The sequence below is a fragment of the Streptomyces sp. RK62 genome (assembly GCF_018070255.1).
In the GTDB taxonomy this organism is placed as follows: domain Bacteria; phylum Actinomycetota; class Actinomycetes; order Streptomycetales; family Streptomycetaceae; genus Streptomyces; species Streptomyces nigra.
On sequence record NZ_JAGPYD010000008.1, the window covers coordinates 165,490 to 188,635 of the forward strand.

A 23,146-nucleotide genomic window follows, 5' to 3' on the forward strand; every position below is an offset into this window, starting at 1 on the left:
TCAATCGGGTGCGATGAACGCTATGTCTCGGCCCGGGCGTACTCCCGCGTCTCCGGGGTCTCCAGCGAATCCGCCGTGCGGGCCGCCGTCATGCGGGCCCAGGTGCCCGTCGTCAGGAGGCCCACCAGGAGGACCAGGGCGCCGCAGGCGGCCACGATCCACCAGGCGGGGCGCGCCGCGGTGACGAAGGCGGTGCGGTAGGCGGCCGTGCCGATGCCGGAGGCGAGGACCGCGCCGATCACGGCGACGCCGAGCGCCTGGCCGAGCTGGCGGCTGGTGGAGGCGACGGCGGCGGCGACGCCCGCCTGGGCGCGGGGCATGCCGGACACCGCCGTATTGGTGATCGGGGCGTTCACGAAGCCGAAGCCGAGTCCGAAGAGGATGTAGCCGAGGACGAGGGTGGCGTCGGAGGACTCCGCCTCGAACGCCGCGAACAGGATCCCGGACGCCGTCATCGACGCCCCGGCTATCAGCAGCGGCAGCCGTGGCCCCCGGTTGCCGACCACCCGGCCCGCCACCGGCGCGCACACGAAGCACAGCGCGGCCATCGGGAGCATCCACAGGCCCGCGTGCAGGGCGTCCAGGCCGCGGACGTTCTGCAGATACAGCGTCGACAGGAACAGGAAGCCGCCGAGCGCGGCGAACGCGCTGACCGCGATCACCGTCGCCCCGCTGAACGGCGCCGAGCGGAAGAACCGCAGATCGATCAGCGGCTCGGCGCGGCGGGGTTCATGGACGAGGAGGCCGGCCAGGGCCGCCAGGGCCAGGCCCCCGAAGACCAGGACCTCGGCGGCCGGCGCGGTCGGCGCCTCGATGATCGCGTAGGTCAGCGAGCCGAACAGCAGCATGACCAGCACCTGCCCGACCGGGTCGGCGCGGCGCGCCTTCGCGGCCCGGGACTCGGGCACGAAGCGCAGCGTCAGCAGCAGCGCCGCGAGCCCCACCGGCAGATTGACCCAGAAGATCGCCCGCCAGCCGACCGTCTCCACGAGCAGGCCCCCGATCAGCGGTCCGGCCGCCATGGAGATGCCGACCACCGCGCCCCACACCCCGATGGCCCGCGCCCGCTCACGTGGGTTGGTGAAGGTGTTGGTGATGATCGACATGGCGACCGGGTTGAGCATGGACCCGCCCACGGCCTGCACCATCCGGAAGACGATCAGCGAGTTCAGGTCGGGTGCCAGGGAGCACAGGGCCGAGCCGATCGTGAAGACGACCAGACCCGCCATGAAGACCCGCTTGCGGCCGATCCGGTCCGCCGTCGAGCCCGCCAGCATCAGCAGCGAGGCGAGTACGAGGGTGTAGGCGTCGATCGTCCACTGCAGGCCCGAGGTGCTCGCGTGGAGATCGCTCTGGAGCGCGGGGAGGGCGACGTTGAGCGCCGTGTTGTCGAGGCTCACGATCAGCAGACTCATACAGCAGATCGCGAGGATCAGCAGGCGTCGGCGGTGGGACGGCTCGGGCATGCGGACCAGCCTACGCCGACTTCAATAGTGCGTCTAACTAATGACCAGGGCATCCATCTGCACCCTCCGGCATACGCGACAATGGGTGGATGCCCACGACCGCCCCGCCCGTGCAGATCGGCCCGCACACCGTCCAGCCGCCCGTCGTCCTGGCCCCCATGGCCGGGATCACCAACGCGCCCTTCCGCACCCTGTGCAGGGAGTTCTCCGGCGGCAAAGGGCTGTTCGTCAGCGAGATGATCACCACCCGGGCGCTGGTCGAGCGCAATGAGAAGACCATGCAGCTCGTTCACTTCGACGAGAGTGAGAAGCCGCGGTCGATCCAGTTGTACGGCGTCGACCCCGCCACCGTCGGCAAGGCCGTCCGCATGATCGCGGAGGAGGACCTCGCCGACCACATCGACCTGAACTTCGGGTGCCCGGTGCCGAAGGTGACCCGCAAGGGCGGCGGCTCCGCGCTGCCGTACAAGCGGAACCTGCTGCGCGCCATCCTGCGGGAGGCCGTCAGCGGGGCCGGTGACCTGCCGGTCACCATGAAGATGCGCAAGGGCATCGACGACGACCACATCACCTACCTCGACGCCGGCCGGATCGCCGTCGAGGAGGGCGTCACCGCGATCGCCCTGCACGGCCGCACCGCCGCCCAGCACTACGGCGGCACCGCCGACTGGGACGCCATCGCACGGCTGAAGGAGCACGTCCCCGAGATCCCCGTCCTCGGCAACGGCGACATCTGGTCCGCCGAGGACGCCGTGCGGATGGTGCGCGAGACCGGCTGCGACGGCGTCGTCGTGGGCCGCGGGTGCCTGGGGCGGCCGTGGCTCTTCGCCGACCTGGTCGCCGCCTTCGAGGGGCGCACCGAGGACATCGCCCGCCCGTCGCTGCGCGAGGTCGCCGACGTCATGGTCCGGCACGCCACTCTCCTCGGCGAGTGGATCGGGGAGGAGTCGCGGGGCGTCATCGACTTCCGCAAGCACGTCGCCTGGTACCTCAAGGGGTTCGCCGTCGGCTCCGAGATGCGCAAGCGGCTCGCGATCACGTCCTCGCTGGCCGAGCTGCGCGAGGGCCTGGACGAGCTGGACCTCGACCAGCCCTGGCCCACCGGCGCCGACGGCCCCCGCGGCCGTACCTCCGGCAACAACCGGGTCGTCCTGCCCGACGGCTGGCTGAAGGACCCGTACGACTGCGCGGGCGTCGGCGAGGACGCCGAGCTGGACACCTCCGGCGGCTGACCGGCCCCTCGCGGTCAGCCCTTCGACGGGTGCGGGGTCGAGCCGAACGCCGTCAGGAAACGGTCCCGGAAGGCGTCCATCCGCCACACCGGGGCGTCCTTCGCGGGCTTCAGCCCCTCCGTCCAGCGCCAGCCGTCGATCTTCTCCAGCACCTTCGGGTCCTTCGCCACCACCGAGATCGGCACATCACGGCTCGCCCGCTCGCCGCTGACCCGGGCGATCGGCTGATGGTCGCCGAGGAAGACGAGCACAGTGTCCTTCGTCCCGTAGCGCTCCAGCCACTCCGTCAGGCTGGTGACCGAGTACTGGATCGAGCGGCCGTACTCCTTGCGGGACTCGGTGGTGTTCGTGAGGATGTCCGCCGGTCTGCGGCCCGCCTTCTCGATCGGCCCGAACACCGAGCCGTCGCCGACGTCGTCCCAGTCGACCATCCTCGGGACCGGTGCCCACGGCTGATGGCTGGACGTCAGGATGACGAACGACATCAGCGGCCGGTCGTGCGGACGCCCGTGCACCTTCCGCTCGAACGCCTCCAGGGCGTACTGGTCGGGCATCGTCGACCAGCTGAACTTCGGCCCCTGGTACCCGAGTCGATGGGCGTCGTACACCCGGTCCAGGCCGTACCACTCCGCCTCCGGCCAGCCCTTCTGCACCCCCGGCATCACCCCGACCGTGTCCCAGGCGCCGGACTTCTGGAAGGCGCGGGTCAGCGTGAGATGGTCGCCCGCGGTCACCGTGCGATAGCGCCGCTGGTTGTCGATCCACAGGCCCGACATGGTCGTGGAGTGCCCGAGCCAGCTGCTGCCGCCGTACGTCGCCGACGTCAGCCAGCCGCTGCGGGCCCGGTAGCCGGCCGCCGCCAGCGCCTCGGCGCGCGCGTCGAGGGTACGGCTCACGCCGGGTGCCATGACCGGGTCCTCCAGGGCGCTGCGGCCGTAGCTCTCGACGAACGCGAAGACCACGTCCTTGCCGCGCAGAGCGGGCAGCAGCTGGCCGGGCGGCGTGTTCCCGAACGTGTCCGCCTTGGCCGTCTCGGCGAACGCGGCCTCGTCCCGCAGCGACTGCACCGTACGCATCGTGTGCGCCTTGAGCGCCCCGGCCGCCCGGTCCGAGGCCACCGGAAGGCCCGCCAGCTGCAGGCCGAGCGCGGTGCAGAGGACCCACACCGCGCCGGCGACGAGCGCGCCCCGGCCGGCCCGGACCCGGTGCCGGGCCAGCAGGTTCGCCAGCCGGACCGTCGCCGCCGACAGCACGGCGGTCAGCAGCAGCGCCAGGACGGCGGTGCCGACCGCGGCACCGGTCGCCACACCGCTGCCCAGCGTGTCGGCGACGTACGACTTGGCGTCGGGCAGCAGATCCCAGTCCAGCGCGGCGTTGAAGCCCCGGCCCAGGTATTCGTTGAACCCCATGTCGAGCAGGTTCAGCAGGGTCACCACGGCGAGCCCCACCCCGTAGACGACCGCCGCCACCAGCCGTGGCCGCCGGGGCAGGAGGATCAGCACGCCGACACCGAGGATCGCCTCCGCCGGGATCCGGACGAACCGGTCCGGCCGCAGCCCGGGCAGCGTGTTCGGCAGAAGCAGCGCGCCGATCACGAGCAGCGCGGCGAGCGCGGTGAGCGCCCAGCTCAGGCCCTGGGCGGCCGGCGGGTACCGGGTACGCCAGGCACGGAGCCGGGCGAGCCGCGAGACGGCACCGGGGGCGCCCTCTCCGGCCGCCCCCACCGGCTCGGTCTCGTCGTCGGGGCGGTGCGGTCGGCCACGGCGTATGAAGACGGGCACCCGAAGGTCCTTCCGTACGAAACCCGGTGGGGTGGCGGACCCGGCGTGGGGGTCCGGGTCCGCCGTCGTTCCGTACGGGCGGGTGGGCGGCTCCGTTCAGACGACCGGGCCGCGACCCGGCGAACAGTGCGTGAACCGCGTCCTACGCGCCGCCGACCGCCGTGAGCAGAGCCAACGGGGCCGCCGCCGAACGGGATTCGCGGACACACGCGTGCGGGTACGGCACCGGGCCCGCCGGATGCGTGTCGCGGCCGTAGCCCGCGATCACCTCCGGCAACCGGTGACCGGTCGCCGTCGCCGCGTCCACGAGACCGTGCGCGACCGTACGGGCCTCGTCGTGCAGCCCGTAGCGGGCCAGGCCCAGGGCGATCAGCGCGTTGTCGTGCGGCCAGACCGAACCCCGGTGGTAGGAGAGCGGATGGTAGGCCGCCTGGCCCGCGGCCAGCGTGCGCACCCCCCAGCCGGAGAAGAAGTCCGGCTCCAGCAGCCGCCGGCCCACCGCCTCCCCGTACTCCTTGTCCAGCAGCCCCGACCACAGCAGATGCCCGGCGTCCGAGGCCAGCGCGTCCAGCCGGTTGCCGTCGCCGTCGAGGGCCAGCGCCGGGAAGTCGTGCTCCCGCATCCAGAAGTCCCGCTGGAAGCGGTCCCGCAGATCACCGGCCGCCTGCTCCAGCAGCGCCGCGTACGTCTCGTCGGCCCACACCGTGCGCGCGAGGACCGCCGTGCGGCGCAGGGCGTCGTACGCGTAGCCCTGGGCGCCCGCCGCCATCACCGGGCCGCCGGGCCGGGTGCCGTCGGCGGAACAGATGGCGCCGGGGGAGTCCTTCCAGTTCTGGTTGGCGAGGCCGCCCCGGTCCGCCCGGTACACCAGATAGCCGCGCGAGGTCAGCCCGCCGTGGTCCAGCATCCAGCCGACCGCCGCGCGGGCGTGCGGCTCCAGACGCCGGGCCAGGGCGGTGTCCCCGGTCCGCTCCACATACGCGCCGAGGACGACCAGGAAGAGAGGCGTGGCGTCGACCGAGCCGTAGTAGCGGGCGTACGGGACCTGCCCGAAGTGGGCCAGCTCGCCGTGCCGCACCTCGTGCACGATCTTGCCGGGCTGCGCCACGGACTCGGCGTCGGTCGTCGTCGCCTGGGTCGCGGCCAGGACGGACAGCACGGCGGCCGCCGGACGCGGGTGATACGGCAGCGCGAACAGCGAGGTCAGCAGGGCGTCCCGGCCCAGCAGCGTCAGGAACCAGGGGGCACCGGCCGCCGGCACCCGCAGCTCCTCCCCGTCGAGGCCGGTCGCCGGGACCTGGAGCGCGGCCAGGTCCCCGAGGCCCCGCGCACAGGCGGCGGCCAGCTCGGGCCAGCCGGTCGGGAAGGCCACGCCCTCCACGAACTCGTTCTCCCGCTCCAGGAGTTGACCGGCGAGCGCGGCGGGGGAGCGGGGCACGCGCAGCGTCCGCCGGTCGCCGTGCGGACGGGCGATCACCCGCAGGGTCAGCTCGCTCGTGCCGTGCGGCTCCAGATCCAGCGCCCACACCAGGCGGCGGGCGCCGGTCCCGGTCTCCTCGACGGCGTCCGGGTCCGGGTCGGCCGACACGGTCGTCGACGACTTCCAGGCGCCGCGCCGGTAGCCGAACTCCACACCGTGGTCGAGGACTCGGCGGGACCGGGTGAGGCCGGACTTCACATACGTGCGGTGGTCGGAGCGCAGCTCGAACTGGTCGGCGAAGTCGGCGTCCGCGGTGACCGCCAGATGGATCGTCGTCGGCACGGGACGGTTGCTGGTCACGCGCAGGCACTCCACGAACGAGCCGTCCCCGACGGCCTGTTCACGGAAGACCGTGTACGCGGGCGGCTCGGACCGCCCGCCGCGCGGGACCAGGACACAGCGCGCGGTGTCCCCCTCCGCGACCGGGCTCAGCGCCTCGGGCACGGCCCCGTCCACGGTCAGCTGCCAGCGGCTGAGGTGCCGGGCGTCGCGGACGAACAAGCCGTCCGGGGACCCGGTGCTCCGTACCCCGCTGATGTCCCCGCCGTCGCCCACGGCGGCGAACGTCCCCCCGTACACGAGCAGATGATGCCGGTCCGTCATCCCCGGTCCCCTCCCTTGACTCCCTTGAACTCCTCGATGTCCCCGGCCTCCCCGACGGCGGCGTCCCCGGCGGGCGGCGTGTCGTCGTGCAGCAGGTCGAGGGTGAGCGCGGCCGTCCAGCCGAAGCCGGTGGCCCCGCAGGCCGCGCCGGTGTACGGATCGACGTACTCGGCGAAGTCGGAGGCGACGGCCAGCTCCAGCAGCGCGGCGCGCAGTGCGCCGGCCCGCTGATGCTCGCCGTGCACGCGCAGGCCGCGCTCCAGCAGCCAGCCGGTGTTGAACCAGGCCGGGCCGCGCCAGTAGCGGTGCGGGTCGAAGGCCTCGCCGAGGAGGTCGTAGGACGGGGCGAGGCGGGTGGTGCCGCCGAGACCGAAGTGCGGGCCGTGGGCCGTGCGCACCAGACGGTCGGCGATGTCCCGGGGCAGCGTGGGCAGCAGCAGCGGGATCAGCCCGGACACACAGCGCTCGGGGATCAGACCGCCGCCGCGCACATCACGGCAGAGGAAGATCCCGCGGGCCGGGTCCCAGGTCCGCTCGATCAGGGCCGCCGTCAGCCGCTCGGCGCGCGCATGCCGGGCCGAACCCGTCGCGCCCAGCTCCCGTGCGATCCGGGCGAGGGCCTGCTCCGAGGCGATCAGCAGGGCGTTGAACGCCGGGTCCTCTACGGCGAACTCCCCGCCCCCGTCGGCGTATCCGCCGTCCCGGTAGTCGGCGGCCAGCCGTACGTACCGCCCGTAGTCCAGGTCCGTCGGACGGTCCTCGGGCGAGCCGTGGTCGAGGTCGGCGCGGCGGAACGTACGGGCCGGGGCCAGGGTGACCCGGGCGAGCGGAGCGTCCCAGGCCGGGCTGTTGTCCATGCCCTGCTCCCAGGGGTGCACGACGGACGCCAGGCCGCCGCCGCCCAGGTCGCGGCGGTGCAGCAGATAGCGGTGCCAGGCGGCCAGCCGGGGATACACCCGGGTGAGGAAGCCGCGCGCCCGGGACAGCCCGGGGTCCGCGCGGTGCACCAGCCAGGCGGCCAGGGCGTGCACCGGTGGTTGCACGATGCCGGAGGTCTGTACGGTGCGCGGGGCGCCCGCCGCGCGCCCCGCGGTGGAGGAGCGCCAGAAGTCGGGGCTCGGGAAGTAGGCGTCGAGCGGGACGGAGGGGTTGAACACGATGTGCGGGATCCGCCCGTCGCCCCACTGGGCGCCGAGCAGCGTCTCCAGCTCGGTCTGCGCCCGTAACGGCGAGACGTGCCGCAGCCCGATCGCGATGAACGCCGAGTCCCAGGACCACTGGTGGGGATACAGACTGCGGGCGGGCACCGTGGAGCCGCCGGTCCAGTTGTCCGCGAGCACACGAGCGGCCCTGACGTGCGCGGAGGCCGCGTCGGGGGGTGGATCGTATGCGATGTCAGGTGCCGTGCGCAGCGCGGTGAGTTGGGCGGTGCGATCCACTCGGGACTCCCCGAAAGATGTCCGGCCGACCGGGTTCGGTCAGGGCCACCGTAGAGTTACGTCTATTTAACACGCAAAACTCAATATGTAATGCAAGCTTGAGAAACACAAGGGGGTGTGCATGAGCGCACGGGGTCAGGTGAGCGCCGGGGAGCTGCTCCAGCTGGTGCGGAGCGGACGGGCCGTCACACGCGGTGCGCTCCAGCAGGCCACCGGTCTGTCCCGGGCCACCGTCGGACAGCGCCTCGACCGGCTGTTCCGGGCGGGCTGGCTGCGCGAGGGCGCCGGGGGTCCGGTGGGCTCCCCGCTCGGCGGACGCCCGTCCATCACCCTGGAGTTCGACGACTCCCACGCGGTCGTGCTCGCCGCCGACCTGGAGACCCGGCACGCCCGCGCCGCCGTCCTGTCGCTGACCGGCGAGATCCTCGCCGAGCACAGCGGCACCCTCGTCGTGGAGGACGGGCCGGACGCGGTGCTGGGCGACCTGGGCCACTGGTTCGGCGAACTGCTGGAGAAGGCCGGCCACCGGGCCGAGGAGGTCTGCGGCATCGGGCTCGCGGTCCCCGGTCCCGTCGACACCGCGTCCGGCCGCGTGGTCCAGCCGCCGATCATGCCCGGCTGGGACGGCTACGACATAAGAGGACGGCTCGCCCGGGCGTTCACCGAGGCCACGGGCGCCCCACCGGTCCCGGTCCTGGTCGACAACGACGCCAACCTCATGGCGTACGGCGAACAGCGCACCGGCTTCCCGGACTGCTCGGCGTTCGTGCTGGTCAAGGTCTCCACCGGCATCGGCGCCGGGGTCGTCGTCGACGGCTCGCTCTTCCGGGGCATCGACGGGGGCGCGGGCGACATCGGGCACATCCGGGTGGGCACCGAGGCGCTGTGCCGATGCGGCTCGTACGGCTGTCTGGCCGCCGTCGCGAGCGGTGGCGCCGTGGCCCGGCGGCTGGCGGAGGACGGCGTGCCCGCCGCCTCGGGCTCAGATGTGCGGGACCTGCTGGCGGCCGGGCACCCGGCGGCGTCCGCGTTGGCCCGGGAGGCCGGGCGGCAGGTCGGGGACGTACTGGCGACCGTGGTGACGCTGCTGAACCCCGGGGTGCTGATGATCGCCGGGGACCTCGCCGGCACCGCGTTCCTCACCGGCGTACGGGAGCTGCTGTACCAGCGGGCGCTGCCGCGCTCCACCGCTCATCTGCACGTGGTGACCTCGCGGCTGTGGGAGCGGGCCGGTCTCGTCGGCGCCGGGGCGCTGGTCGTGGAACATCTGTACGCGCCGGAGCGGGTGGAGGAACGGCTGATGGCGCTGGGGGTGTGAGGCCTGGTGGCGCCGGGTGTGAGGCCTGGTGGGGTGGGTGTGACGCCTGGCGCCGGCGGGTGTGTGACACCCGCGTTTCGGTCGCGCGACACGTCCGCATGGTGAAATCCGGGTCCCTGTGGCAGCGTGATTCTCGCCACCCTTGATAAGGGAGACGCTCAGATGAGCGGATCTTGAGCGGCTGCACTTCTCCAAGGGGTGGCACTGGGTGCCACCCCTTGATCGTTCATCGATCGAACTCAGACGTGCGGTAAGTCTGCTCATGTGAGCAGTGAACGCCTCTTCCGTGGGGCGATGCGTTCAAGAAGTGAAAACATAACCCCGTCCTGGCTTGCCAAGCTTTGACTTTCGATCCACTGGCGGACGGGTGGTTACAGGCGCATGACGCGTCGGTGGACGTACCCAGGCGCCTTCGATCTGGGTATGTTCCTGGCCGTCAGGGCAGCCACCACGTCCTCGAGGGAGTCGAGCCGTGTCGGAAAACAAAGATCCTCACGTAACGAAGTTCGTTTACGACTTCACCGAGGGAAACAAAGACCTCAAGGACCTCCTGGGTGGCAAGGGCGCCAACCTCGCCGAGATGACCAACCTGGGACTTCCGGTTCCCCCCGGCTTCACCATCACCACCGAAGCCTGCAAGGTCTACCTCGACAGCGGCGAGGAGCCGGCGGCACTGCGTGACGAGGTGAGTGCGCACCTCGACGCCCTCGAGCAGAAGATGGGCAAGAGGCTCGGCCAGGCCGACGACCCGCTGCTCGTCTCGGTCCGCTCCGGCGCGAAGTTCTCGATGCCCGGCATGATGGACACCGTCCTCAACATCGGTCTCTCCGACAAGTCGGTGCAGGGCCTCGCCAAGCAGGCCGGCGACGACCGCTTCGCGTGGGACTCCTACCGCCGCCTCATCCAGATGTTCGGCAAGACCGTCCTCGGCGTCGACGGCGACCTCTTCGAGGAGGCGCTGGAGAAGGCCAAGGAGGTCAAGAAGGTCACGGTCGACACCGACCTGGAGGCCGCCGACCTCAAGAAGCTGGTCACCGCCTTCAAGAAGATCGTCAAGAAGGAGGCCGGCCGGGACTTCCCGCAGGACCCGCGCGAGCAGATGGACCTCGCCATCAAGGCGGTCTTCGACTCGTGGAACGGCGACCGCGCGAAGCTCTACCGCCGCCAGGAGCGCATCCCGCACGACCTCGGCACGGCGGTCAACGTCTGCTCGATGGTCTTCGGCAACCTCGGCCCCGACTCCGGCACCGGCGTCGCCTTCACCCGCGACCCCGCCTCCGGCCACCAGGGCGTCTACGGCGACTACCTCCAGAACGCGCAGGGCGAGGACGTCGTCGCGGGCATCCGCAACACCGTCCCGCTCGCCGAGCTGGAGACGATCGACAAGAAGTCGTACGACCAGCTGATGCAGATCATGGAGACGCTGGAGAACCACTACAAGGACCTCTGCGACATCGAGTTCACGATCGAGCGCGGTCAGCTGTGGATGCTCCAGACCCGGGTCGGCAAGCGCACCGCGGGCGCCGCGTTCCGGATCGCCACGCAGCTCGTCGACCAGGGCCTGATCGACGAGGCCGAGGCGCTGCAGCGCGTCAACGGCGCCCAGCTCGCCCAGCTGATGTTCCCGCGCTTCGACGAGAGCGCGAAGGTCGAGCAGGTCGGCCGCGGCATCGCGGCGTCGCCGGGCGCGGCGGTCGGCAAGGCGGTCTTCGACTCGTACACGGCCGTGAAGTGGTCGCGTTCGGGCGAGAAGGTCATCCTGGTCCGCCGGGAGACCAACCCCGACGACCTGGACGGCATGATCGCGGCCGAGGGCATCCTCACCTCCCGCGGCGGCAAGACCTCCCACGCGGCCGTCGTCGCGCGCGGCATGGGCAAGACCTGTGTCTGCGGCGCGGAGGAGCTGGAGGTCGACACCAAGCGCCGCCGGATGACGGTGCCGGGCGGTCACGTGGTCGAGGAAGGCGACGTGATCTCCATCGACGGCTCCAGCGGCAAGGTCTACCTGGGCGAGGTCCCGGTGGTCCCGTCCCCGGTCGTGGAGTACTTCGAGGGCCGGATGCACGCCGGCGCCGACGACGCCGACGAGCTCGTCCAGGCCGTGCACCGGATCATGGCGTTCGCCGACCGCAAGCGCAGCCTGCGGGTGCGCGCCAACGCCGACAACGCCGAGGACGCGCTGCGCGCCCGCCGGTTCGGCGCCCAGGGCATCGGCCTGTGCCGCACCGAGCACATGTTCCTCGGTGACCGCCGGGAGCTGGTCGAGCGCCTGATCCTCGCGGACACGCAGGAGGACCGCGAGGCCGCCCTCGCGGAGCTGCTGCCGCTGCAGAAGAAGGACTTCGTCGAGCTGTTCTCGGCGATGGACGGCCTGCCGGTGACGGTCCGTCTCCTCGACCCGCCGCTGCACGAGTTCCTGCCGGACATCACCGAGCTGTCGGTCCGCGTGGCGCTGGCGGAGTCCCGCCAGGAACCGCACGAGAACGAACTGCGCCTCCTCCAGGCGGTCCACCGCCTGCACGAGCAGAACCCGATGCTGGGCCTGCGCGGCGTACGCCTCGGCCTGGTCATCCCCGGCCTGTTCACCATGCAGGTCCGCGCGATCGCGGAGGCGGCCGCCGAGCGCAAGAACGCCAAGGGCGACCCGCGCGCCGAGATCATGATCCCGCTCGTCGGCACGGTCCAGGAGCTGGAGATCGTCCGCGAGGAGGCCGACCAGGTCATCGCGGAGGTCGAGGCGGCGACGGGCACGAAGCTCAAGCTGTCGATCGGAACGATGATCGAGCTCCCGCGAGCCGCGCTGACCGCCGGTCAGATCGCGGAGGCGGCGGAGTTCTTCTCCTTCGGCACGAACGACCTCACCCAGACGGTGTGGGGCTTCAGCCGCGACGACGTGGAGGCCTCGTTCTTCACGGCGTACCTGGAGAAGGGCATCTTCGGCGTCAGCCCGTTCGAGACGATCGACAAGGACGGCGTCGGCTCCCTGGTCGCCGCCGCCGCGAAGGCCGGCCGCGCCACCCGCCCCGACCTCAAGCTCGGCGTCTGCGGCGAACACGGCGGCGACCCGGAGTCGGTCCACTTCTTCCACGAGGTCGGTCTGGACTACGTCTCCTGCTCCCCGTTCCGCATCCCGGTGGCCCGCCTGGAGGCCGGCCGCGCGGCAACCCAGTCGGAGGGCAGCGACCACCGCTGACCCTGACCCAGTCGGAGGGCCAGCGGGGCACCGCTGACCCACCCCAGAACCCGGAGTCGCCGTCCGTCCCCGACCCTCAGTACCGATGGGCGGCGACTCCGGAGCACGAAGAAGGGCGGCACCCGTGCGGGGGTGCCGCCCTTTGTCGTGCGGTGACGGCATGGCGTGGTGTACGCCGTCGCCCATGAGACCCACGATCAGCCGTCGCAGGCCGGCCTTTAGGGTCAGTGGATGACTGGACGAGATGCAGGAGAGATGCGGGCGGCGGCGTTGCCTGCGCACGCGATCGAAGTCGGGTCCGATCCGCTGGACGGGCCGTCGCGGAACTCCGTCGGAGGCTGGCCCTTCCTCGACGACGCACAGGAGTGGCCCTCGTGTTTCTGCGGGGAGCGGATGGCCCTGTTCTTCCAGCTCGACGTGCCCGAGGACCTGGGGCCTTTCGGCGGGGACCATCTACTGGTCTTCCACTGCCGCGCCCACAACGACGCGTCCGAGGCCGAATTCGCCGATGACCGGCTCGTGCCCGAGTATTGGGACGCTCCGCAGCTGCCCTACCCGCGTCCGTTCTGGCGTGTCCTGCTCCAGCGACAGGCGATGCTTCCCACAGTGGAGCCCGAGCCGTCCATACGCGCACTGCCGCTGACGCTTCAGCCCTTCGTGGACACCCCGAACCCACGCGGGCTCGGAGCCCAGACCTTCAAGGTGGGCGGCACACCCTCCTGGGCGCAGGATCCCGAGTACTACACGTGCGCGTGCGGCACTGACCTGGAGTACCTCTGCCAGGTTCCGGAAGGCATGGAGTTCGCGGTCCACCCTGGCCAACCGGAGCAGCCCTACAGCGTCGGGGCCGACACCTACGGGCTGTTCCTCGGCAACGAGGTCTACCTGCTGGCGTGCCCGTCCCACTGCGACCCGGCGGCGGTCTGGCCGGTGAACCAGAACTGAGCCCTCGGCATCATCGGCGTCCCGTCCGCGCGTCCTTCTGGCATGGTGGGCCGACTGTAGGTCCCTCCGTAGGACGGCATCCTGTCCTAGCGTGAACGGTGGCCAGGAGCAGCCGGGGTGCCTGCCGAAGCCTGGCTGGGCGCATCAGGCGGGGTTGTCAGGAGGGATGTCGGCGTTGGAGGGGGCGGGCTTCGGGTTTGCGTCGAAGTCGTATTCCAGGACGTAGGAGGCGGCGTCCAGGGTCATCTCGTTGACCTCGACGGGGCGGCCTTCGCCGGTGAACGCGGTGCGGCAGATGAGGATGACCGGGGTGCCCGGGGCCAGGCTCAGCTGCGTCAGTTCGTCCGGCGACGGCATGCGTGAGCGGATCTCCTCGCGGAAGTGCACCGGCTCGTATCCGAGTTCGGCGAGTCGGGCGTAGGTGCCGCCCGGCCCGGTGTCCTCCTGGGTGATGGCGGACCCGGTAACCAGGGACAGGGGAAGGTAGCTCCTCGCGAGCAGGACCGGCTTGTCGTCCACGACGAAGCGCCGGCGCCTCACGCACATGACGTCGTCGGCAGCCAGGTCCAGCACCGCGCTGATGTGTGCGGGAGCTGTCTCTTCGGACACGGAGACGTGGTCGACCTCCAGCGCCCTGGACTCGATGTCCGCCGACCAGATCGAGCGGCCGTTGCCCCACTGGTCGTGGGCCAGTCGCTGGATGCCGCGTCGGCGGAGCGGGCGGAAGGCCCGGACGAACACGCCGGCCCCCTTCCGGGCCTCGGCGATGCCTTCGTCCCGTAGGACGCCGAGTGCCTGGCGGGCCGTCATGCGGGCCACGCCGTGCGCGGCCATGAGGTCGTTCTCTCCCGGGAGCCGATCACCGGGACCGTACTCGCCCGACCGGATCGCCTCGCGCAAAGAGTCTGCGATCCGCTGGTATTTGGGCCGACGGTCGTCGGTAGCAGCCATTCCGGAACCCTCCTCGCTTCTCTAGACACCTTAGGCCATAGGTCAGGTGCGAGCTCGCTGCGTGTAGCCGTCCCGTCGCTCATTCCGGCACCTCCTGAGCGTCTTGCTTGACATCTCTAGAGAAGCGTCGGGATGGTTTCAGATGTCTAGAGAGGTCGAGCGAGTGGCCTCTGTCTGAGGTCGGGGTGCCTTCATTCGGTTTGCGACGGCTTCCCTGCCCAGTAGCGAGGAGGGAGCGCTGATGGCGTTTGTGATGGACCGTGATCCCTGTGACGCATCGCCGAGACTCGGGTGGATGGCCCTGGACCCGGCTCCGGAGTCCGTCTCTCAGGCTCGACGTTGGTTCCGGAAGCTCATCGCTCCGTACGAGCCAGCCTGTTCGGTCGATGACTGCGTCCTGCTGATCTCGGAGCTGGTGACCAACGCGGTCCTCTACGGACGGTCGGACGACGAGTGGGTCGTTCGGGTCGAGTGGTTACGGAAGGGGTCGTCATTGTGCGTGGAGGTGCACAACCCGGGCTTTCCGGCGAGTGTGCGCCTCAGGAGACCGGACGCCGACGACGCTCACGGTCGAGGACTGTTCCTGGTCGACTCCATCGCCAATTCCTGGCACTCCGGGCCGAGCCGCTTCGGCGGAACGCTCGTCTCCTTCGAGATGGCTGACGCCTGGCCTTGATGCCGCCGCACCCGATGAGGGGAGTCGCATACGCGGCTGCGTTTGCTGATGTCGTAGGGGTGCGTCACAGGAACGGAGACAGCGAGGCTTTCCGCTGCCCGTCACCGGCATCCGCCAGGGGGGCAGGGGTTGTAACAGCCACCGGGTGGGCATCCGCCCTTGTCCCCCGGGTAGGAGTCGCTTCCATCGCTGTCGCTCCCTGCGCTGCTCGAGTCATCGTCGGACGATCCGGAGCCGTAGTCGGAGTCGGAGTCGGGTGCAGGTTCGACGTAGCTGGGGTCATTGGTGGGGTCCTTGTAGAGCCCCCAGGGTCCGCGGGCAGGCATCCCCCTTCTGAACACCATGAAGGGTGATCTCGGGTTCAGAGTCGAGCGTCCGTCCAGTTTTGATGTCCTGGAAGCAGATCTTCCAGTCCGCGTAGTCACCGGACTCGTTGTCCTGGTCGTGAGCGTCCTCATCCTGATAGGCCGCCGAAAGCACCACGCGACCGGCGGCGTTCGCCAGCATCTGCGCCGCCTCGCCGTAGGTGATGCCTTTCACGTCGGGCATCTTCGGCCAAGGAATGCGCTTGCCGTCCTTGCTCGGACATGGCGCCCCGGGCGGCACGGCGGCGAACGCGACCTTGCTCAAGGTCACCTTCTCGAAGCACACCATCCAGTTGCCGCTCGGCTTTGCGTCCTGCTCGCTGGCATCGTGCACGCCGACACTCAAGCCGGTCTGCTTGACCCGCTTGAGGACGTCGTCGACCGTTTCTCCGATCTGACTGCCGATCGGGCTGGGTGTGGCTGTGACAGTAGAGGTGACTGTCGCCCGAGGCGCCGCTGCCTGTTGGTCCTCACAGCCCTCGCCGCACGAACCCAGCAGCAGGAGGAGTAGTAGCACGACAGCCAATACCAAGAGGCCGAAGCACGCCTTCATGCCCTTACTCGTCGCCAACTCGGTGAAACCCTCTCTGGTTCGCCCTCGGCATGCGCGTCCGTGGGCATTGGAGTGGTGTCGTCAGAGGCACACCCAGATCGACACCTTGAGTTCGTCACCGTCGCTAGCCGTGAGCGGATCGGTGATATACGCGCTTTGTGTCTTATCGGAGGGGTGAGAGGGTGGCCATCGATTCGACGATTTTGGAGACAGAGAGCTGCTGCCTGTGCTTCTGGCCTCTTGCGTCCGATTCGATTGGAGAGGCAGGAAGGTGCGGCCCGCCGCCCTTCGTTGTGGGTTGCCTCGGATCGAGGGGACTAGCCGCGTTCGAAGGTGATGAACACCCCGCCGTAGGTCTGAGCGTTCGTTCCGGGGACGCACGAGATCACACGCCAGCCCTCTGCGGCGTACTGGTTCATGACGGCGGTTGCGTTGGTGATCGTCTGCACCTGCCCAGTGCTGTTGCTGATGAAGTCCTGAACGTGAACCACGCGATACTCGGCCATCGACCGAGCGTAGGGTTTCGGGGCCCCTGGGGGCCTGGCCTTCGGGAGATTTCAGGCGCCCTGCACGGTGCGGAAGATGTGTGACTGCGTAGACGCTATGGCCTGCGCGTTACGGGGACGCCGTACAGGTCCTCGATCTGGTGCTCCGCGCGGGGGCATGCGGCCATCATGCCGTTCGGGGTCGCGTAGCTGCTCGTCGGTTGTTCTGAGCAGGACTTCGGGCCGTGCCAGGAACAGCGTGGATGGTCGTCGTGAGTGGGGGTCCGTTGGGTGAGGACTCGTTCTTCCGCGTCGATATGAGTACGGCGGATGCATGCCTGGACGCCTTGCTTGCTCACCTGGAGGGCAAGGGCCTGTCGCCGTGGGCGTAAGCAGGCCGCGCCCCCCAACCGCCGGCGGTGGGCGTCAAGCCGTGGGCTCCGGGCGTAGCAGGAGGTCGATTACGCCGGTCAGGTCTTCATCGCCGCCGGTCGCCTCGGTCAGGCGGCGGTGCATCAGCGTGAAGTACGGCGTGAGCAGTTCCGGGCTGACGCCCTGGTCCCTCGCCGTGGCCAGGAAGGTCGGGGTGCCCGCCACCTGCATGGCCAGGGTGGAGACGACGCCCTTCGTGTAGTCGCCGGTGCGCAGTTGGTCGGCCGTCTGGTGGACCGCCGGGGCCATCGCCGTGAGCCAGTCGGCGAGGAGTGGGGCGAACGTCGTGGGGTCGATGTCCTCCTTGCGGAGCAGGGCGAAGGCGTGGGCCGCTCCCGCGAACATGCCGTACATGGCGCTGAGCAGAGCCACGTCGTGCAGGGCCGCGTGGCCCGGGTCCTCGCCGACGTACCTGGTGCCCGCCGGGACCGCCAGGGTGGCGCGGTGCTGTTCGAACAACGGTCCTGAGCCGCTGTAGAGGACGTAACCGCCCGACTCCGGGGCGCCGATCATCGGGGGGACCGCCATGATCCCGCCGTCCAGGTAGCGCGCGCCGCGCTCGTGCGCCCACTTCGCGCGGGTGCGGGCTTGGGCCGGGGTGGTGGTGGTCAGGTTGACCACGTCCTTGCCGGTCAGAACGGTGTCGGTCAGTACCTCCTCCACCGATGTGTCGTCCAGGAGGCAGGCCACGATCAGGGGGTTCGCTGACACCGCCTCCGCGGGGGTCTTCGCCACCCTCGCGCCCGCCAGTGTGGCGGCGCGTGACGGGGTGCGGTTCCAGACGGTGACGGGGTGGCCGGCGGTCAGCCAGGCGCGGGCCAGTGCGGTGCCCATCGTGCCCAGGCCCAGCAGGGTGACGGGGGTCTTCTCAGGAGTCGTGTCGGTCATGCTGAATAGGCTGGTGGGACGGGCACGGGTGATCAAGTACGCACTTCGGAGTGGGTGGTTACCTCCAAGTGAGTGAGGGGTGGGCATGGCGACGGTGAACCGGCCTGGTGGGGCCGACGGGCACGTCTGTGGCATCGACACCGCCATGGAAGTCATCGGCGGCAAGTGGAAGGTGCTGATCCTCTGGGCGCTCCATCAGCACCCCGGCCGGCGCTTCGGGGAGCTGCGGCGGCTGCTTCCCGGCGTCACCGAGAAGGTGCTCGCCTCCCATCTGCGGGAGATGGAGGCCGACGGCGTCGTCCGCCGCGTCTCCTACGACGAGGTGCCGCCCCGCGTCGAGTACTCGCTCACCGAGGACGGCGTCCGCCTCAACGACGCCCTCCAGCCCCTTGCCGACTGGGGGCGGGAGCGGGCCGCCGCGCCGAGTACGTGAGTACGTGAGCCGTGGGGCCGATCCTCGTCACGCCGGCAGTGCCGGGCGTACCCGGCGGCGGGGGCCCGACGGCGTTCCCGTCTCGGGGCGGTCCGCCGGGGACTGGGCCGACGGGAGGCGGATCACCGCGTCCAGGCCGCCCGTCGCCGACGCGTGCAGGCTCGCCTCACCGCCGCTCGCGTGGGACAGGCGTTGGACCAGGGCCAGGCCGAGGCCGGTGCCGCCCTTGGGGGCGCCCGGGGCGCGCCAGAAGCGGTCGAAGGCTCGGGCACGCTGCTCCGGGGGCATACCGGGGCCCTCGTCCGTGATGTGCAGATCGACCCAGGCGGGGCGGGCGTCGCGCAGGGCGCGGCGGGCCGGGGCGTGCAGCCGGAGTTCGATCGTCACGGTGCTGCCGGGCGGCGAGACGCGCAACGCGTTGGAGAGCAGGTTGTCCGCTATCTGTTCGATTGCGCCCGGCACCGCCAGCACCGGTCCGACGCTTCCCGCGAACAGGACCAGCGCCACGCCCTCGCGCTCGAACAGCGGCAGCCACGTGCGGTGCCGTTCCGCGCAGAGCGCGCCCACGTCCACCGGGCCCGGCGTCGCCGCGTTCTCCTCCAGGCGGGCCATCGCCAGTAGGGCCTCGACCATCCTCGCCAGGCGGTCCGTCTCCGTCACCGCGGCCGTCAGGCTGGAGCGGCCTCGGACCGTTACGTGGGGCTCCAGGTTCTCGAGCCTCAACCGCAGCGCCGCCAGTGGCGTACGGAGTTGGTGCGACGCCTCGCCCGCGAACGCGCCCTGCGCGTCCAGGAGGTGGGCCAGGCGGGCCGCCGTGCGGTTGAACGCGGCCGCCAGTCTGCGCACCTCCGGTGGGCCCTTCGTGATCGTCACCGGGCCGACCCGCCCACCCTCCGCCAACTCGTCCGTGGCGCGCTCCAGTTCGCGGATCGGGCGGCCGGTCCAGCACGCGATGGCGAAGCCCACGACGGCGACCGCCGTGAGCACGCCCAGCCCGCCCAGCGCCAGCAACAGCCAGACGTGGTGCACCCGTTCGTGCACGGTCCTGGTCGGCAGCGTCAGCCACACCGCTCCCCTGGGCCGCGCACCGTGCCCGAGGGGCACCGCCACCGACAGGTACTCGACACCGCCGATCGTGGACGTCCGTACGTCCACCGTCGACGCCCCGCGCAGGGCCGCCGCGATCCCGGGCCGGGACGCCAGCCCGTCCGACAGGGACCTCGGCAGCGGATGCGAGGTGGCGAGCAGGGTGCCCACGGCGTCCACGATCACCACCTTGCCGCCGACCCGTTCCGCGCAGTGCGCCACCCGGTCGGGCAGATCCCGCTCGGCCCGGCCCGCGCTCAGCGACAGCGCGGCGTACGCCGACACCGACTCCGCCTCGTCCTTGGCGGAGTTCACCACCCGTTCCCGCTCGCCGCGCGAGTACAGGAACCCCAGCGGCACCTCCAGGCAGGCCAGGACGAGCACGGCCAGCGAGAGATAGCTGAGCAGCAGCCGGCGGGTCACGGCGAGGGCACCCGCCGGCCACCGGGCCCGGTCCGTACCGCCAGCCGGAACCCGACCCCGCGCAGCGTCTGGATCCACGCCGGGTCGCCCAACTTGCGCCGCAGGGAGGCGACATGGACGTCGAGCGTCTTGGTCGGGCCCTCGTAGTGCGGGTCCCATACGCGGTCCAGGATCTGCTGGCGCGAGTACACCGCCCCCGGGTCCTCGCTGAGCAGCGCCAGCAGCTCGAACTCCTTCGGGGTGAGGGTGACGGGGATGTCACCGACCCACACCTGCCGGGTCCGGCGGTCCACGACCAGGGGGCCGGGCGAGGACGGGGGGCCGGACGCCTGGTCGGCGTTCGCCGAGGTTTCCTCGTAGGACAGCGGGGCGGCCGCCGTCGTCTCCGCGCGCAGGCGGTCCATCAGCGCCTGGACGCGGTCCCGTTCCGTCCCGCCCCGCGGTGGCGCGACCTCCTCCACCGGGGGCGCCGGGGGCGCCGCCTCCGGTACGGCCTCCGCGCGCCGGGTCCGCCGGGTGACCGCCCGCACGCGGGCCACCAGCTCCCGTACGCTGAATGGTTTCGCCAAGTAGTCGTCGGCGCCCAGCTCCAGGCCCAGCACCCGGTCGGCCTCCTCACCCCGCGCACTCAGGATGATCACCGGCACGTCCGACACCTGGCGGATGCCCCGGCACACGTCGATGCCGTCCATGTCCGGCAGGCCGAGGTCGAGCAGGACGACGTCGCCGTACGCACTCCTCAGGCCCTGCGCCCCGGTGGTCACGTGCTCCACCGTCAGCCCGTAGTGGGACAGCCCCTCCATCAGAGGTTCCGCAATCGTCTCGTCGTCCTCGATGAGCAGCACTCGTATGCCCATGCGTCCCGTCTCTCCGTGAATTCCGCATTCTCTGCCCTGGCGTCGACACGCTACAAGAAACATACCGGCACAGGGAGTTGCGGCAAACAATGTCCAAGGACTGGACCGGCATTGGCCTTTTCTTAACCTTCCGCTGGGGTGGCCTCCTCTACGGTGCTGTGAACAGGCAGAACTTCCCCCCTAGGAGGCTGCGTTGAAGGCATTGCTGGATCGTGCACGCTCGTTCAGGCGCTGGGTCGATTTCGAGAGCGGTGAATACCGGAAACTGGCCGAAGGGCAATATCCCGAGGCGCTCTTCATTACCTGCTCGGACTCCCGGGTCATCCCGGCGCTGATTACCGGGGCACGACCCGGAGAGATATTCGAGCTGCGCAACGCGGGAAACATCGTGCCGCCGTACGGCCGACCGGCCCCGTCCGGGGAGGCCGCCACCATCGAGTACGCACTGGAGGTGCTCGGGGTTCAGGACATCGTCGTGTGCGGTCACTCACACTGCGGAGCGATGGGCGCCCTGAAGTCCGGTGACGACCTGTCCCGGCTGCCGGGGGTGGACGCCTGGCTGGAGCTGGCGCGCCCCGAGCTGACGCCGGTCCTCACGGCCGCGTCCGACGACCCGTCGCTGCCCGACGTGTCCCAGGGCAACGTCGTCAACCAGCTCGCCGCCCTGCGGTCGTACCCGGTGGTGCGGCAGCGGCTGGACGACGGGCGGCTGCGGCTGCACGGCTGGTACTACGAGGTCGACACCGGGCAGGTGCACGAGCTGGAGGGGGACGGCCGGTTCCGGGTGCATGCCGCATGAGCGGGGCGCACGCACGCGGCCGTACGCGGAGCCGGCGGGGCCCCGCCCCGACCGCCCCGACGACTCCGCTCGCCCCGGCGACTCCGACCGCCCCGGCGGGCACTCGGCCAGGGCCGGGAACCAAGGCCGGGGGCGGCGCGCGGCCCGACCTCGTGAACGAGATCACCGCGTCCTTCGTCGTCTTCCTCGTCGCGCTCCCGCTGTGCATCGGCGTCGCCGTCGCCTCCGGGGTCCCCGCCGAACTCGGCATCATCTCCGGTGTGATCGGCGGCCTGGTCGTCGGCGCGATCCGGGGCAGCACCCTCCAGGTCAGCGGACCGGCCGCCGGACTCGCCGCGCTGGTCGCGGAGACGGTGGCCGAGCACGGGCTGGCGCAGCTCGGGGTGATCGTGCTGTTCTCCGGCATCCTGCAGATCGTCCTCGGCGTCGTCCGGCTCGGCCGGATGTTCCAGGCGATCTCCCTGGCCGTCGTGCAGGGGATGCTGGCCGGCATCGGGCTGCCGCTGATGTTCAGCCAGCTCTACCCGATGGCCGACACGAAGGCGCCCGGCGCCCCGCTCGACAACATGGCGGGCGTACCGGATCTGATCGGCACCGTGCTGATCGATCCGCAGGCGCTGATCGCCACCCTGCTCGGGCTGGCGACGATCGTGCTGAGCTTCGTGTGGAAGAAGGCCCCCGGGCCGGTCCGGAAGATACCCGCCGCGCTGGTCGCGGTCGCCATCGGCATCGCGGTCGCCGCACTGCCCGGGGTCGAGGTGAAGACCCTTCAGGTGGGCAATCTGCTCGCCTCGGTGCGGCTGCCGGGGGCGGGGGACTTCGCCGGGCTCGCCGACGTGGCGGTCCTCACCTCCGTCGTCACGTTCACGGTCATCGCCTCCGCCGAGAGCCTGTTCACGGCCGCCGCGGTCGACCGGATGCACAGCGGCCCGCGCACCCGCTACAACACCGAGCTCATCGCCCAGGGCGCGGGCAACACGTTCGCCGGTCTGATCGGCGCCCTGCCGATCACGGCGGTCGTCGCCCGCAGCTCCGCGAACGTCCAGGCCGGTGCGAAGACCCGGCTCTCCCGCACCCTGCACGGTCTGTGGCTGCTGGCCTTCGCGCTGCTGCTGCCGCAGGTGCTGGCGCTCATCCCGATCTCGGTGCTCGCGGGCGTCCTCGTGTTCAGCGGCTGGAAGCTGTTCGCGCCGGAGGAGTTCCCGAAGATGTGGCGCCAGGACCGCGGCGAGTTCGTCGTCATGACGGTGACCACCGTGGTCATCGTGGCGACGGCCCTGCTCGAGGGCGTCCTGGTCGGGCTCGCGGCGGGGATCGTACTGGCCGCGCTGCGCATGTCGCGGACGGTGATCCGGCAGCACGTCGAGGAGGACACCACGAAGGTCGTCATGGCTGGCAACGCCACCTTCCTGCGGCTGCCCGAGGTCATCGAGGCCCTGGAGGAGGCGGCCGCCTCCGGCAAGCCCCGTATCCGGCTCGACCTGACCGGCGTGACGCATCTGGACCACGCCTGCCGCAACCAGGTCGAGGAGTTCACCGCGCAGCAGCGGGGGGCCGGCATCCGGGTGGAGCTGCTGATGCCGGGCCCGGCCAGGACCGAGGCGCCCGCTCACGCGCCGGCGGCCCCGGGCCCGGACGCCGAGTGGTTCTACCTCGACACGACGCCGCCGCCCCTGGACGACTTCGCCCATGCGGAGAGCTACCGTCCGGTCACGTCACGTTAGGGTCACGGGTCCCCCAT

General features: G+C 70.9%; 18 protein-coding genes. 8 read left to right on the plus strand and 10 right to left on the minus strand.

Annotated elements, in window-relative coordinates; translation table 11 throughout:
• Positions 1-20: 20 nt before the first annotated feature.
• On the minus strand, positions 21-1,466 hold the full coding sequence (locus KBY32_RS17180; protein ID WP_210980654.1) for an MFS transporter: 1,446 nt from the start codon (positions 1,464-1,466) through the stop codon (positions 21-23).
• 89 nt (positions 1,467-1,555) lie between these two features.
• On the opposite strand from KBY32_RS17180, the gene dusB reads away from it, so the two are divergent.
• Positions 1,556-2,698, plus strand: a complete 1,143-nt coding sequence (dusB, locus tag KBY32_RS17185) for a tRNA dihydrouridine synthase DusB (protein ID WP_115508744.1) — start codon at positions 1,556-1,558, stop codon at positions 2,696-2,698.
• Positions 2,699-2,712: 14 nt separating this feature from the next.
• Here dusB and KBY32_RS17190 read toward each other — a convergent pair whose 3' ends face one another.
• The 3 genes from KBY32_RS17190 to KBY32_RS17200 form a co-directional block, all read right to left on the minus strand.
• A complete protein-coding gene (locus KBY32_RS17190; RefSeq protein ID WP_210980655.1) occupies positions 2,713-4,479 on the minus strand; it encodes a CDP-alcohol phosphatidyltransferase in 1,767 nt (588 codons plus the stop codon).
• A gap of 142 nt (positions 4,480-4,621) precedes the next feature.
• Positions 4,622-6,562, minus strand: coding sequence for a glycogen debranching N-terminal domain-containing protein (locus tag KBY32_RS17195; RefSeq protein ID WP_210980656.1), 1,941 nt, complete (start codon positions 6,560-6,562; stop codon positions 4,622-4,624).
• The gene (locus KBY32_RS17200; RefSeq protein WP_210980657.1) at positions 6,559-8,001 is read right to left on the minus strand and encodes a hypothetical protein; all 1,443 of its coding nucleotides are present in this window, start codon (positions 7,999-8,001) and stop codon (positions 6,559-6,561) included. Before KBY32_RS17200 ends, KBY32_RS17195 begins: the two co-directional genes overlap by 4 nt.
• Before the next feature lie 121 nt (positions 8,002-8,122).
• Here KBY32_RS17200 and KBY32_RS17205 point away from each other — a divergent pair, with 121 nt between their 5' ends.
• The 3 genes from KBY32_RS17205 (at position 8,123) to KBY32_RS17215 (ending at position 13,457) form a co-directional block, all read left to right on the plus strand.
• Complete coding sequence (locus KBY32_RS17205) at positions 8,123-9,319, plus strand: ROK family transcriptional regulator (protein WP_210980658.1); 1,197 nt, start codon at positions 8,123-8,125, stop codon at positions 9,317-9,319.
• A gap of 472 nt (positions 9,320-9,791) precedes the next feature.
• The gene (ppdK, locus tag KBY32_RS17210) at positions 9,792-12,512 is read left to right on the plus strand and encodes a pyruvate, phosphate dikinase (RefSeq protein ID WP_055620836.1); all 2,721 of its coding nucleotides are present in this window, start codon (positions 9,792-9,794) and stop codon (positions 12,510-12,512) included.
• Positions 12,513-12,743: 231 nt separating this feature from the next.
• Complete coding sequence (locus KBY32_RS17215) at positions 12,744-13,457, plus strand: hypothetical protein (RefSeq protein ID WP_247689580.1); 714 nt, start codon at positions 12,744-12,746, stop codon at positions 13,455-13,457.
• Between the two features lie 144 nt (positions 13,458-13,601).
• Here KBY32_RS17215 and KBY32_RS17220 read toward each other — a convergent pair whose 3' ends face one another.
• The gene (locus tag KBY32_RS17220; RefSeq protein WP_210980659.1) at positions 13,602-14,408 is read right to left on the minus strand and encodes a GntR family transcriptional regulator; all 807 of its coding nucleotides are present in this window, start codon (positions 14,406-14,408) and stop codon (positions 13,602-13,604) included.
• A 241-nt stretch (positions 14,409-14,649) separates the two neighbouring features.
• Here KBY32_RS17220 and KBY32_RS17225 point away from each other — a divergent pair, with 241 nt between their 5' ends.
• Positions 14,650-15,084, plus strand: a complete 435-nt coding sequence (locus KBY32_RS17225; protein WP_210980660.1) for an ATP-binding protein — start codon at positions 14,650-14,652, stop codon at positions 15,082-15,084.
• A gap of 279 nt (positions 15,085-15,363) precedes the next feature.
• Here KBY32_RS17225 and KBY32_RS17230 read toward each other — a convergent pair whose 3' ends face one another.
• The 3 genes from KBY32_RS17230 to KBY32_RS17240 form a co-directional block, all read right to left on the minus strand.
• Complete coding sequence (locus KBY32_RS17230) at positions 15,364-16,020, minus strand: PASTA domain-containing protein (protein WP_210980661.1); 657 nt, start codon at positions 16,018-16,020, stop codon at positions 15,364-15,366.
• 299 nt (positions 16,021-16,319) lie between these two features.
• The gene (locus KBY32_RS17235) at positions 16,320-16,508 is read right to left on the minus strand and encodes a DUF4177 domain-containing protein (RefSeq protein WP_115508732.1); all 189 of its coding nucleotides are present in this window, start codon (positions 16,506-16,508) and stop codon (positions 16,320-16,322) included.
• A gap of 405 nt (positions 16,509-16,913) precedes the next feature.
• Complete coding sequence (locus KBY32_RS17240; protein ID WP_210980662.1) at positions 16,914-17,807, minus strand: NAD(P)-dependent oxidoreductase; 894 nt, start codon at positions 17,805-17,807, stop codon at positions 16,914-16,916.
• An 85-nt stretch (positions 17,808-17,892) separates the two neighbouring features.
• Between KBY32_RS17240 and KBY32_RS17245 the strand changes: the two genes are divergently transcribed.
• Positions 17,893-18,240: a helix-turn-helix domain-containing protein gene (locus KBY32_RS17245; RefSeq protein ID WP_210980663.1), complete on the plus strand. Its 348-nt coding sequence runs from the start codon at positions 17,893-17,895 to the stop codon at positions 18,238-18,240.
• Positions 18,241-18,267: 27 nt separating this feature from the next.
• On the opposite strand, the gene KBY32_RS17250 is transcribed toward KBY32_RS17245, so the two are convergent.
• Together KBY32_RS17250 and KBY32_RS17255 are read right to left on the minus strand one after the other, a co-directional pair.
• Positions 18,268-19,749, minus strand: a complete 1,482-nt coding sequence (locus tag KBY32_RS17250) for a HAMP domain-containing sensor histidine kinase (protein WP_210980664.1) — start codon at positions 19,747-19,749, stop codon at positions 18,268-18,270.
• Positions 19,746-20,606, minus strand: a complete 861-nt coding sequence (locus KBY32_RS17255; protein ID WP_210980665.1) for a response regulator transcription factor — start codon at positions 20,604-20,606, stop codon at positions 19,746-19,748. The genes KBY32_RS17250 and KBY32_RS17255 overlap by 4 nt, the downstream gene beginning before the upstream one ends.
• Positions 20,607-20,799: 193 nt before the next feature.
• Between KBY32_RS17255 and KBY32_RS17260 the strand changes: the two genes are divergently transcribed.
• Together KBY32_RS17260 and KBY32_RS17265 are read left to right on the plus strand one after the other, a co-directional pair.
• Positions 20,800-21,405: a carbonic anhydrase gene (locus tag KBY32_RS17260; protein WP_115508725.1), complete on the plus strand. Its 606-nt coding sequence runs from the start codon at positions 20,800-20,802 to the stop codon at positions 21,403-21,405.
• Positions 21,402-23,129, plus strand: a complete 1,728-nt coding sequence (locus KBY32_RS17265) for a SulP family inorganic anion transporter (RefSeq protein ID WP_210980666.1) — start codon at positions 21,402-21,404, stop codon at positions 23,127-23,129. The genes KBY32_RS17260 and KBY32_RS17265 overlap by 4 nt, the downstream gene beginning before the upstream one ends.
• Positions 23,130-23,146: the final 17 nt, after the last annotated feature.